General features: G+C 70.5%; 10 protein-coding genes. 7 read left to right on the top strand and 3 right to left on the bottom strand.

Features of this window, described 5'->3' with window-relative positions; translation table 11 throughout:
* Window position 1: 1 nt before the first annotated feature.
* Window positions 2–301: a DUF1876 domain-containing protein gene (locus tag OHA19_RS36595; protein ID WP_405709067.1), complete on the bottom strand. Its 300-nt coding sequence runs from the start codon at window positions 299–301 to the stop codon at window positions 2–4.
* A gap of 265 nt (window positions 302–566) precedes the next feature.
* On the opposite strand from OHA19_RS36595, the gene OHA19_RS36590 reads away from it, so the two are divergent.
* From OHA19_RS36590 to OHA19_RS36580, 3 genes are all read left to right on the top strand, one after another.
* Entirely contained in the window at window positions 567–1,397 is an 831-nt protein-coding gene (locus OHA19_RS36590) for a PP2C family protein-serine/threonine phosphatase (RefSeq protein WP_405709070.1), read from the top strand.
* Window positions 1,398–1,466: 69 nt separating this feature from the next.
* Window positions 1,467–2,456: an MASE1 domain-containing protein gene (locus tag OHA19_RS36585; protein ID WP_405709072.1), complete on the top strand. Its 990-nt coding sequence runs from the start codon at window positions 1,467–1,469 to the stop codon at window positions 2,454–2,456.
* 465 nt (window positions 2,457–2,921) lie between these two features.
* Window positions 2,922–4,469, top strand: coding sequence for a sugar transferase (locus OHA19_RS36580; protein WP_405709075.1), 1,548 nt, complete (start codon window positions 2,922–2,924; stop codon window positions 4,467–4,469).
* Window positions 4,470–4,544: 75 nt separating this feature from the next.
* Here OHA19_RS36580 and OHA19_RS36575 read toward each other — a convergent pair whose 3' ends face one another.
* On the bottom strand, window positions 4,545–5,528 hold the full coding sequence (locus tag OHA19_RS36575; protein ID WP_405709078.1) for a GDP-L-fucose synthase family protein: 984 nt from the start codon (window positions 5,526–5,528) through the stop codon (window positions 4,545–4,547).
* A gap of 128 nt (window positions 5,529–5,656) precedes the next feature.
* Between OHA19_RS36575 and gmd the strand changes: the two genes are divergently transcribed.
* From gmd to OHA19_RS36555, 4 genes are all read left to right on the top strand, one after another.
* Entirely contained in the window at window positions 5,657–6,670 is a 1,014-nt protein-coding gene (gmd, locus tag OHA19_RS36570) for a GDP-mannose 4,6-dehydratase (protein WP_405709081.1), read from the top strand.
* Between the two features lie 190 nt (window positions 6,671–6,860).
* A complete protein-coding gene (locus tag OHA19_RS36565; protein WP_405709083.1) occupies window positions 6,861–9,122 on the top strand; it encodes a LamG-like jellyroll fold domain-containing protein in 2,262 nt (753 codons plus the stop codon).
* Window positions 9,119–9,808, top strand: a complete 690-nt coding sequence (locus OHA19_RS36560) for a hypothetical protein (protein WP_405709086.1) — start codon at window positions 9,119–9,121, stop codon at window positions 9,806–9,808. Before OHA19_RS36565 ends, OHA19_RS36560 begins: the two co-directional genes overlap by 4 nt.
* The gene (locus OHA19_RS36555; RefSeq protein ID WP_405709088.1) at window positions 9,805–10,632 is read left to right on the top strand and encodes a glycosyltransferase family 2 protein; all 828 of its coding nucleotides are present in this window, start codon (window positions 9,805–9,807) and stop codon (window positions 10,630–10,632) included. The genes OHA19_RS36560 and OHA19_RS36555 overlap by 4 nt, the downstream gene beginning before the upstream one ends.
* On the opposite strand, the gene OHA19_RS36550 is transcribed toward OHA19_RS36555, so the two are convergent.
* The gene (locus tag OHA19_RS36550) at window positions 10,604–11,797 is read right to left on the bottom strand and encodes a glycosyltransferase (protein ID WP_405709090.1); all 1,194 of its coding nucleotides are present in this window, start codon (window positions 11,795–11,797) and stop codon (window positions 10,604–10,606) included. The two genes, OHA19_RS36555 and OHA19_RS36550, sit on opposite strands and share 29 nt — an antisense overlap.
* Window positions 11,798–11,850 lie beyond the last annotated feature (53 nt).

Below are 11,850 nucleotides of genomic sequence, written 5' to 3'. Positions count from 1 at the left end.
CTCAGGCCGTGCTGTCGGTCCATGCGTAGGGCGGGGCCACCGGGCCGCTCGCGGGTCCGGCGCCCACGGTCTCGAGGTCCGCGTCGGCGGCCTTCATCAGCTGCACGGCCACGTCCTTCATGGCGCGGCTCGCCGCGAGCTCGTCGCCAATGGCGGGTACGTCCACGTCCTGCGGGTTGCAGCGGGCGACCCCGTGCCCGGTGAGCTTCGTGGAGCCGGTGTCCAAAATCGCCTCCGCCCTGGTCGTCCCGTCGTCCTCGGTCAGACCGAGGCGGAGTCTCCACTCCAGCGTGCGGGTCATCGCGCACCTCCTGCGACCGCGTCCGGTCGCGATGCGCCGCCTCGACGCGGTCCTGCCACCAGGATCCACCCGGCCGGGCGGGTTCGCGCGTTCCGGCTCGTCCTGCGGGGAGCACACCGCCGAAATAGGATGCGGGGTGTCGAATTCCACCGGCGGCGGGCGATGGCCCGCCGCCGGCCGGGATCCGGTCCGTCGGCACCCCGGCCGGCCCCGCCGCGGCAGGCCCCATGTCGTGCCGCGCGGACGATGCAGTGCGGAGCGGCCCATGAACCGGCGTCGTCCTCCCCGTTCGGCGAGCGCCGAGGAGTTGCTCACCACGCTGCAGAAGCTCACCTCCCGGGCGCGCCGCGAGGTGGAGCAGCACCAGGCGCGGATGGAACTGGCCGAGGTGCTCCAGCGCGAGATGCTCCCGGCGGCACTGCCCGCACGACCGGGGCTCCAGACCGCTGCCCGGTACATGCCCGCCCGCAGCGGGCTGGACATCGGTGGTGACTGGTACGACGGTTTCGTGCTGCCGGACGGCGCGCTGGCCTTCGCCATCGGGGACGTGCAGGGCCACGACGTCGAAGCCGCCGCGTTCATGGGGCAGGTCCGTATCGCCATGCGGGCGATAGCCGCCACCGCCGCGGACCCCGGCGAGATCGTGGGCCGGACCAACGACCTGCTGGTCTCTGCGGGCTCAGGCCTCTTCGCGACCTGTACGTTCGTCCGCCTCGACCCGGTGTCCCGGGAGCTGCAGAGCGCCCGCGCCGGGCATGTCGCCGCGGTGTGGGCCACGGCCGACGGGCGGTCCGGCGTGACCAGTGACGAGGGCGGGCTGCCGCTGGGCATCCAGGCGCGTGAGCACTATCCGGTCACCCGGCGGCGGCTGACCGCCCCGGGCGCGTTCGTCCTGGTCACGGACGGGGTGGTGGAGGGCCCCTCGTTCCCGATCGACCGGGGTCTGGCCGCGGTGACCCGGCTGGTGCACGCAGGGGTCGGCGCCGACGCCGGCGAGCTGGCCGATGTGGTGCTGCGGGCGGCGGAGCAGACCGGTCATCAGGACGACGCCGCCGTGCTCGTGGTACGGCACGGGACCGTCCCCGGCCGGTACTGAACCGGGGACCTTCCGGGCCGAGCGTGTCAAACAGCCGCCACCCGTCCGTGGCGGTGTCTGATGAGATGCGTGATCCGCAGCGAGAGAACCAGACGTGCGGCCACGGCCGCACCACGCGTCCTGGCCGTCACCGCTGCCTACTACGCGGCCGGGGGGCTCGGCCTCATCCAGGAGGTGTCCGTCCACGGCGCGGTCGTCACACCGCTCTGGCCGCCGACGGGCATCGCGCTGGGTGCCCTGATCTACCTGGGCCTGAGCGCCTGGCCGGGGATCGCACTGGGCTCGCTCCTCGTCGTCGCCACGCTCAGCGGCTCGGTCACGCCCTCCACCTTCGCCGTCGTGGCGGGCAACACCGCGGCCCCGGTCTGCTCGTACCTGATACTCCGCAGGGCCGGCTTCCGCACCGAGCTGGACAGGCTGCGCGACGGGGTCGTGCTGGTCTTCCTCGGCGCGCTGGCCGGGATGCTCATCAGCGCGACCGTGGGCACGGGCATGCTGGCACTGAACGGGAAGCTGCCCCTGAGCGGGTTCTGGCCGGTCTGGGCGGCGTGGTGGTCGGGGGACGCGATGGGGGTGCTCGTGGTCACTCCCGTGCTGCTCGTGCTGCTCAGGCTGCGGATGCCCCGGGCCACCGACCGGTGGATGGAGGCGAGCGCGCTGCTGATCGTCTCCGTCGTGGTCTCACTGGTGGCGACCCAGAGCTCACTGGCGATGATCTACCTGGTCTTTCCCCTGCTCATCTGGGCGGCTCTGCGCTTCCAGCTGGCGGGGAGCGCGCCCTGCGCCCTGCTGGTGTCGGTCCTGGCGGCAATCGCGGGAACGGAGGGGGTGGGTCCGTTCGAGGGCCGGCCGATCCTTCATGTGATGGTCCACCTCGCCGTGCTCAACGGCTGCGTGGCGCTGACCGCGCTGCTGCTCGCGGCGGTCGTGACCGAGCAGAGCAATATCCGGCACAGGATCGAACGCGCCTGCGAGGAGCTGGCCGAAGTGGTCGATCATCTGGCGCCGGGAAGGGCGGCGGCCGCGTGGCCGTCCCGGCCCGAGGACGAACTCGAATAGCCGCTGAGCACCACACGCCCCCGGCACCACAGCACGGCACACTTCCACGCCCCCACACCCCCGCACTGCCGCACCGACGCACCGACGCACCGACGCACCGAGCGAAACAATCCGGCCAGTCGCCGTCACCACATGCGCCCTCGCTCGTTTGTTGGCCGGGGAAGGTCTCCCGACAGCGTGCTGCCGCGGACGAACCTTGTGGACACGCCGAGCAGTTGAGCGGCATACATGTCCGCACACAACCCGATTCAGGTGCATTCCAAATGCCAACACTTACTCACAGACCAAGAGATCCGGCGCGGAACGGGACGAGACCCGAGTCAGTGTGCATGTCTGAACTTCACGAGAACTCCAGCGAAATGGCACGTCTGTGGATATCGTGCACCAAGCGAGGGCGCATCCGTCAGACCATCAGATCGACGGATGCGCCGCGTTTGTGACGATGCGACTGTGACTGGGGGGTTCATGGGGCATGTCGAGCTACCCGATTCGGACAGATCAGAACCCGTGGGACTGGCGGGGGCGCCACGTCCACGCACCGTCTCGAATCGGCCTCGCGGCAACGGACTCGACGAATTATGGAGGGCACCGGCCGCACCGCGCGAGCGGTCCGGGCCGGCCGCCGCGAAGAGCAGGGCGACCCGGCGCATACCGGTGGTCGTCTGCGCCGAACTCCTCGGCCTCGGGGTTCCGGCCCTGCTCGTGCTGCGTACCGGCGGACAGTCCCGGGCCGTGGTGGCCGCGGCCGTGGCCGCCCTGGCGTGGTCCGGCCTGCGGGCCGTACGCGGCAGGTACGCCGAACGTTCCCCGGGCGGACCGCCGGGGACACTGACCACGACCGGCGACTGGCTGCTGCTCATAGGCGTGCTCGCCGTGCTGCGCACGGCGAGCGGCGATGCGCTCGACCCCGTGACGGCGGTGGTGGCGCTGGTGCCCGGCCTGCCGGCGGGCATCGCGGCGCAGGCCCTGCGGCGACTGCCATGGCCGGGGCGCCGCCCACGGATGGTCCGGCGGGTACTGGTGGTGGGCGAGGCTCCGGGCGTGGACCGCGCCGTCCGGCTGCTGGCATCCCGTGCGGGCCATCCGTACACGGTCGTGGCCGCGGTCCCGGTGGGGACCGCACCGCTGGAGTGCGGGGTTCCGGTGCCGGGCCGGCTCGCACCGGCGCCGGCCGACGACGACGTGTCGACCGTACTGGGCGGGGCGTTCGCGCAGGATGCGGACCTGGCGCTGGTGGTTCCCGGGCCCCAGCTCTCCGAGGAACGGCTGTGCCGGCTCTCCTGGGGACTGCACGACGGCGGACTCGCGCTGTCCGTACTCCCGGGGCTCTCGGGCATCGCGGCCGGCCGGGTACGAGCCACCGCCGCCGCCGGGCTCACCCTGCTGCACATCGCGCCACCGCTGCGGCGTGGGCCGCAATCGGCGCTGAAGGCCGTGATGGACCGCGTCGGTGCCGCCCTCGGCCTGCTGGTGCTGACACCCCTGCTGGTCCTGATCGGGGCGGCGGTGCGGTGCGGCTCCGACGGGCCGGTGTTCCACCGCCAGATCCGGCACGGGCAGCACAACCGGCCATTCACAATGTGGAAGTTCCGCACCATGGTGGCCGACGCAGAGAGCCACAAGGAGCGGCTTCTCGCCACGAACGAGATCGACGGACCGATGTTCAAGATGCGCCGCGATCCCCGGGTGACCGGAATCGGCCGTCTGCTGCGCCGGACGTCCCTCGACGAGCTCCCGCAGCTGCTCAATGTGCTCCGCGGCGACATGTCGCTGGTCGGCCCACGGCCTCCACTGCCGGAGGAGGTGTCCCACTACGACGAGCGCGAGTTCCGGCGGCTCGCGGTAAAACCGGGACTGACCGGTCTGTGGCAGGTCAGCGGCCGCTCGGACCTGTCCTGGCAGGAGACGGTCTCGCTCGATCTGTGGTACGTCGACAACTGGTCGGTGGCCACGGACATGGGACTCATGGCCCGTACGCTGCGCGCCGTCACCGACGGCCGCGGGGCGTACTGAGGGCGGCGGCCGCCGATGCGAGGAGCGCCGCGTGCCGGTCCTTGCACGGCCGTTCGGCCGGCACCCCGTGCCCGCTCAGAGCTGCGCGGGCTGTCGTTCCAGCCACCACGCGTAGGTCTGGGCGATCCCATCGCGCAGCGAGACCCTCGGCGCGAAGCCGAGCGACGCCAGCCGGGAGACATCGAGGAGTTTGCGCGGGGTACCGTCGGGCTTCGTCGTGTCCCATTCGACTTTGCCCTGATACCTCGTCACATCCTGGACAGTGGAAGCGAGTTCACGGATCGCCAGATCGTCCCCGCAGCCGATGTTGACCGGTTCGTCGCCGTCGTAACGCTCCAGCAGCAGCAGGCATGCGGCGGCCAGATCGTCCACATGCAGGAACTCCCGGCGCGGGCTGCCGGAGCCCCAGAGCGTGACCGTGGGCGCACCGTCCCGGCGCGCCTCGTGGAAGCGGCGGATCAGCGCGGGCAGTACGTGCGAGGACTCCAGGTCGAAGTTGTCGCCCGGACCGTAGAGGTTGGTGGGCATGGCGCTGATGTACGAGGCGCCGTACTGTCGGCGATAGGAACGGATCTGCACGATTCCGGCGATCTTGGCCAGTGCGTACGCCTCGTTGGTCGGCTCCAACGGGCCGGTGAGCAGGGCGCTTTCGGGGATCGGCTGCGGCGCGAGCCTGGGGTAGATGCAGGACGAGCCGAGGAAGAGCAGCCGCTCGGCCCCGGCGGCGTGCGCCCCGGCGACGACGCTCAGCTGGATGCGCAGATTGTCCTCCAGGAACTGCACCGGGTACGTACTGTTCGCCATGATCCCGCCGACCCTGGCGGCGGCCAGCACCACGGCATCCGGACGGACCTCGCGGAGGAAAGCCTCGGTCCGTGCGGCGTCGCGCAGATCGAGTCGGTCGCGATCGCGGGTGATCACCTCGTGCCCCTCGGCGGTGAGTCGGCGCGCCACGGCAGAACCGACCAGGCCGCGGTGGCCCGCCACGAACACGCGAGCACCGGATCGTAGGAGGGAACGGACGGATTCCTGGGGAGGGCCGGGGAGATCAGTCGTCATGGCCCGGATTCTGCCAGCACCCGCAGTCTGCGGTGATGTTTGGCCGCAGAACGCTCAATCCCGATATTTCGGCGGGAAATATTCGGTGCGGAACAACAGCCGCTGAGGCGACCAGAGAAGGGGGAGTCGTGGCGAAGACCGCGCTCATCACCGGTGTGACCGGACAGGACGGCTCGTACCTGTCCGAGCTGCTGCTCGACAAGGGGTACACGGTGCATGGCCTGATACGCCGCTCGTCGAGTTTCAACACCGAGCGCATAGACCACATCTACCAGGGACCGGAGGAGGAGAACCGCTCGTTCGTCCTGCACCACGCCGACCTCGCCGACGGGGTCGCGCTGGTGAATCTGCTGCGTGACATCCGGCCGGACGAGGTCTACAACCTGGGCGCGCAATCGCATGTCCGCGTCTCGTTCGACGCACCGCTGTACACGGGTGACATCACTGGTCTCGGCACCATCCGGCTGCTGGAGGCGGTCCGTGCGAGCGGGATCGACACCCGTGTCTATCAGGCCTCCTCGTCCGAGATGTTCGGCGCCACCCCGCCGCCTCAGAACGAGCGAACTCCGTTCCATCCGCGGAGCCCGTACAGCGTCGCCAAGGTCTACTCGTACTGGGCCACGGTCAACTACCGTGAGGCGTACGGCATGTTCGCGGTCAACGGGATCCTCTTCAACCACGAATCCCCGCGCCGCGGCGAGACCTTCGTGACCCGGAAGATCACTCGCGGGGTGGCCAGGATCAAGGCGGGCCTGCAGACCCACCTCCACCTGGGTAATCTCGATGCCGTACGCGACTGGGGGTACGCGCCCGAGTACGTCGAGGCGATGTGGCGGATGCTCCAGTGCGACGTCCCGGACGACTATGTGGTGGCCACCGGCGAGGGCGTCAGTGTGCGGCAGTTCCTGGAGTACGCCTTCGCGCACGCGGGCCTGGACTGGCGCGAGCACGTCCGCTACGACGCCAAGTACGAACGCCCCAGCGAGGTCGACGCCCTGATCGGGGACGCCGCCAAGGCCGAGGAGCTCCTCGGCTGGAAACCGGTCGTGCGGTCACGGGAGCTCGCCAGGATCATGGTCGAGGCGGACATCCGCCAGCTCTCCGACCAACTGGCCGGAGCTGCCGTGCGGGTGGACCGATGAGATCCCCCGGCACCGGTACGACCGCCAGGGCCACCGCGTTCCCGGTGGATCCGGGTGCGACCACCGGAGCCGGGTGCCCGGACCACGCCCCCACCCGCACCCGTTGCGGGACGCACCGTCCCGGCCGCCGGCCGGGCGGCACAGGAACCGCGGCGGTCCTGCCGCGGCCCGTTCTCACCTTCGGAGCTGAATGATGAACGCAACCACGGGCCGCAGACCCGTAGGCCGTGGCCGGGTACGCGCCGCTGCCGCCGCGCTCTGCCTGCTCGCCGGAGCGCTGTCCGCCGCCGCGTCCGGGGGCTCCCCGGCCGCGGCCCTCACGCCGCCGGTCTCGCTGACCGCGGACGACCTCACCACCTGGCAGACCAACGGCATCGTCTGGTCGATGGCCGCGTCGGACGCCGGTGTCGTCTACACCGGCGGCACCTTCTCCACCGTACGGCCGCCGGACGCGGCGGCCGGCACCTCGGAGCAGCCGGCGGTGAACTTCGCCGCCTTCGACGCCGCGACCGGTGCGCCGACCGGTTGCAGCCTGTCGTTCACACTCTCGTCCGGCACGGCGACCGTGAGGGCGCTGGCACTGTCACCGGACCAGAAGACCCTGTACGTGGGAGGGCGGTTCGGGTCGGTGAGCGGTGTCGGCGTGAGCAACATCGCCGCGATCGACACCGCCAGCTGCACCCCGCGCCAGGACTTCAAGGTCTCCGTCTCCGCGATGGTGCGGGCCCTCGCCGTCACCGCCGACACCGTGTACCTGGGCGGTGACTTCAACATGGTGGCCGGACAGACCAGGAACAAGTTCGCCGCGGTCACCACGGGCGCCGCGCTGAAGCCGTGGAAGGCCGACGCGGACGAGATCGGCCGGGCCGTCGAGCTGACCCCCGACCGCAAGCACGTGCTGCTCGGCGGAAACTTCTTCAAGGTCAACGGCGCCACGTCGCACGCGCTGGCGGTCGTGGACGCCACGACCGGGGCGGTGGCCAAGAGCTATCCGGCCGGGTTCATTCCCAACACCTCCACGGTGCAGGACCTCACCACGGACGCCACCGGCTTCTACACCGCCAACGAGGGCACCGGAGGCGGTGTCTTCGACGGCCGGATCGCACTGGACCTGAGCGACTTCGAGCAGCGCTGGCGGGACACCTGCCTCGGCGCGACCCAGGCCGTCCTGGTGCACAAGGGCGTGCTGTACAGCGGGAGTCACGCCCATGACTGCGCCACCATGGGCGAGTTCCCCGACCAGCCGCGCAAGCATCTGCTGGCCCAGTCCGTCGACGACCCGAAGCTGCTGCCCTGGTTCCCGGACACCAACGACGGCATCGGGGAGCCGGTCGGGCCCCGCGTGATGGCCCAGACCGACAAGGGCGGACATCACTACCTGTGGGTCGGCGGCGAGTTCACCACCGTCAACGGCTCCGCGCAGCAGGGTCTGACCCGGTTCGCCGACGGTCCCGACACCGGGGCCCCGTGGGTGCCCAACGTCACCCTGTCCACGCTCACCCCGGGGAAGGTGGTGGTCGACTGGCAGACCAGCTTCGACACCGACGACGGGGAACTCACCTACCGGATCTACAAGGACGGTGCGAGCACCCCGGTGCACACCACGACGGGCTACTCGCTGTTCTGGGACCGGCCGCAGCTGAGCTGGACCGACACGGACGTCGCGGCGGGCGAGACCCACTCGTACCGGATCAGTGCGAGCGACGGCACCAACACCAGCGCCAAGTCGACCGCCGTGTCCGCCACCGTGGCATCCGCGGCCGGGAAGTATCCCGCCAAGGTGCTCTCGGACGGTGCTTCGCTCTACTGGCGGTACGACGAGACCGCCTCGACCCTCGCGGGCGACAGCAGCGGCAGGCGTAACAACGGGTTCGTGCGCAGCTCCCCCACCCGGCGGGTGACCCCGGCCGCTGTCGCGGGCCCCTCGACAGCGATCGGCCTCAACGGCTCGACCCAGTACGCCTACAGCAACAAGCGCCACCCGCAGCCGGCCAGGTTCTCGGTGGAGACCTGGATCAGGACCACGACCACCAAGGGCGGGAAGATCATCGGCTTCGGCAATCTGACCATGCAGAACAGCACCCAGTACGACAAGCATGTGTACATGCGCGACGACGGCCGGCTCGTCTTCGGGGTGCACAGCGGAGGCACGAGGACCGTCACCACGCCCACCGCCTACAACAACGGCGCCTGGCACCACGTGGTCGCCACCCAGGGCCCGGGCGGCATGGCGCTGTACGTGGACGGGAAGCTCCGCGCCTCGAACGCCCTGTACACCGGCAACCAGAAGTACGACGGCTACTGGCGGGTCGGCGGGGACAATCTGAAGGGCTGGCCGTCCCAGCCGACGAGCAACTTCTTCGCCGGGCAGATCGACGAGACCGCCGTCTACCCGACCGCGCTGAGCAGCACGCAGGTCAGTGCCCACTACGCACTGAGGACAGCTGGATGAGGTATCCGTTCCGGGCCGGTGCCGCCGTCGTCGTACTGACGGCGGCGCTGGCCGCCTGCGGCTCGTCCTCCGAGGGGCACAACGGCGCGAGCGGCGCCGCCCCCGCGGCCACGCATGCCCCGCTCGCCGCCCCGACGGCCGGGCCGGGCACCACCGCCACCGGTGGCCCCTCGGCCCCGCGCACGAGTGAGCCGCCGAAGCTGCCCAGCGACCGCCTCACCCCGGCCACCGGTTCGTTCACCAGGAAGCAGAAGGAGTATCTGGTCGACCGGGTGCCCACGGGAATGGATCCCGCGGCGGTGCTCCAGACCGGTCAGGAGACCTGCGACCGGCTGCGGTTCCTCGTGAAGGCCGACCGGGACGTGGCGGTCGGTGCGATCGTGACGGGCGAGCTCGCCGACGCGTGGCCCGCCGTCGAGCACCTCTGCACCCAGCACCGGGACCTGCTGCGGGAAGCAGCCCGGGGATACGCGGACGGCACGTACGGCAACGAGCAGATCCGGCCGGGCCGCTACCGCGACGTCTCCCCCACCGGAGGCTGCACCTGGCGGATCACCGGCGCGGACGGCAGGACCCTGGCCTCCGGCTCCGCCGGGAAGCGGACCACGATCACGGTGCCCCGGCAGGCCGGCGCCTTCACCTCCACAGGCTGCTACGCCTGGCTGCCCGAAGGAGACCTCGGATGAGCAGACTGCCGATAGCCGTGGCGATCCCCACGAAGAACGAGGGGCTCAACATCGCCGAGGCGGTGACGTCGGTACTCGGCCATTTCGAGGCGGTCGTCGTCGTCGACTCGCACAGCACGGACGAGACGGCGAAGATCGCCGCGGAGTGCGGTGCCGAGGTGATCATGTACACCTGGGACGGAGGCCATCCGCGCAAGAAGCAGTGGTGTCTGGACCATGTCCGCACGGACCTGGACTGGATCCTGCTGCTCGACGGCGACGAGCGGATCGGTCCCGGGCTGCTGGCCGAACTGCGGCAGGTCTTCGCCGACCCGGCCGCGCCGAAGCCGGCAGCGTACGACATTCCGCTCGGTTACTGGTTCTCCGGGAAGCGGCTGCGGCACGGCTACACCATCCGGAAGCGGTCACTGACCGACCGGACCCGCTGCCGGTATCCGGAGGTGGGTGATCTGGACGCGCCGGGGATCGGTGAGGTCGAGGGCCACTACCAGCCGGTCGCGGATTCGGTCGGCTCGCTCCGCAATCCGATCGAGCACCAGGATCTCGACCCGGTCACCGCCTGGTTCGAGCGGCACAACCGCTACTCGGACTGGGAGGCGTGGCTGGAGCACCATCCCGAGGTCAAGGAGCAGGTGCGCAGGGTGAAATCGCGCCAGGGGCAGCTGTTCCACAAGGCACCGTTCAAGCCCCTGGTGTCGTTCGCCTACATGTATCTGTACCGGCGAGGGTTCCTCGACGGGCGGGCGGGGTTCGACTTCGCGCTGGCGATGAGCTTCTACCGCTGGCAGATCGCTCTCAAGTCCCGTGAAGGGAAGACCGTTTGACCCGGCCACCCCTCCTCCGACGGACCACTTCCTCGTAGGTCCGCCGGAGGGTCGCGGTCACGGCCTCGATGGTGAAGTCCTTGTTCACCAGGTCCCAGGCGGCCCTGCCCGTACGGGTGTTGGTCCCTGGTTCGAGGAGTTCCAGGATGGCGGCGGCGACCTCGATCGCGTTCTTCGCGTCCTCGCCGGCCCTGCTGTCGATCACCCGGCCCGCGCCCGCGCGGGCCACATCGGGGCCGAGTCCACAGGTGCGGGTGATGACGACGGGGGTGCCGACCGACATCGCTTCGAGGACGGACACGCCCAGGGGCTCCTCGATCGACGGCAGTACGTACACATCGGCCCGTCGGCCCGCCGCCAGGACCTCCTCGTGACCGAGCGGCCCCACGTGGTCGAGCGATCCCATCACCCCCATCCTGCGGGCGAGTTCGAGGGTCGCGGGCAGCGCGCCGGTGTCGGGGCCGGCCAGCACGAAGCGGGCGTCCGGGTGCCGGGCCAGGACCGCCGGCATCGCGGCGACGAAGTCCTGCGGGCGCTTGCGCTCCTGGATCCGGGCGAGGAAGAGGACCGTCGGCGGCCGCCCCTGCTCCCGGGCGGGCTTGATCTGCTGCGGACGTACGCCGTTGACCAGCCGTACCGTCCGGGTCAGTGGGACCGGTGCGGCGACGGCGTTCACATCGAGGCGTTCCTTCTCGGTGAGGTGCAGTACGGTGTCGGCCCCGCGCAGCACCCTGCGCACCCCGAGCAGATCGGTGAGCCGGGCGACCCGGTTCTCGGTGGGGTCCACCATGCCGTGCGTCTGGACGACGAGGGGGGTGCGTGAGGCCAGGGCGAGCAGCGCGGCGGGCAGCGTCACCAGATCGCGCATCAGATGGACATGGACGAGGTCGGCGCCGCGCATCATGCGGTACGCGGTGAGCAGGAGCGCACCGGATGTGATGCCGCTGACCTCGAACGCGGGGAGCAGATGGCGGGCCTGGAAGAGATGGGCCGGTACTCCCTCGATCTCGCGCGGGAGGGGGCCATCGAAGCCGTCGCCCAGTGCCATGACCCTGGCGTCGTCGCCGGCGGCCCGCTGGACCTTCGACAGGTTGAGCGCCACCCTGGTCGGACCGCCGAACGCGTGGTCCGGGGTGTGCAGTGTGACGACGTGCAGGATCTTCACCAGGGTTCCCCTCAACCGCGGCCGACGTTTACAGACTAGTCATCCAAACCCCC

Source organism: Streptomyces sp. NBC_00012 (assembly GCF_045040875.1).
Taxonomy (GTDB): Bacteria; Actinomycetota; Actinomycetes; order Streptomycetales; family Streptomycetaceae; genus Streptomyces.
The sequence above is the reverse complement of the archived record's forward strand: the minus strand, read 5'-3'. Positions and strand labels throughout refer to the sequence as shown.

Bases quoted from the DNA above. Each gene is read 5' to 3' on its own strand.
- OHA19_RS36595 (WP_405709067.1), bottom strand. From the start codon at position 301: ATGACCCGCACGCTGGAGTGGAGACTCCGCCTCGGTCTGACCGAGGAC.
- OHA19_RS36555 (WP_405709088.1), top strand. From the start codon at position 9,805: ATGAGCAGACTGCCGATAGCCGTGGCGATCCCCACGAAGAACGAGGGG.
- OHA19_RS36590 (WP_405709070.1), top strand. From the start codon at position 567: ATGAACCGGCGTCGTCCTCCCCGTTCGGCGAGCGCCGAGGAGTTGCTC.
- OHA19_RS36560 (WP_405709086.1), top strand. From the start codon at position 9,119: ATGAGGTATCCGTTCCGGGCCGGTGCCGCCGTCGTCGTACTGACGGCG.
- OHA19_RS36580 (WP_405709075.1), top strand. From the start codon at position 2,922: ATGGGGCATGTCGAGCTACCCGATTCGGACAGATCAGAACCCGTGGGA.
- OHA19_RS36565 (WP_405709083.1), top strand. From the start codon at position 6,861: ATGATGAACGCAACCACGGGCCGCAGACCCGTAGGCCGTGGCCGGGTA.
- OHA19_RS36575 (WP_405709078.1), bottom strand. From the start codon at position 5,528: ATGACGACTGATCTCCCCGGCCCTCCCCAGGAATCCGTCCGTTCCCTC.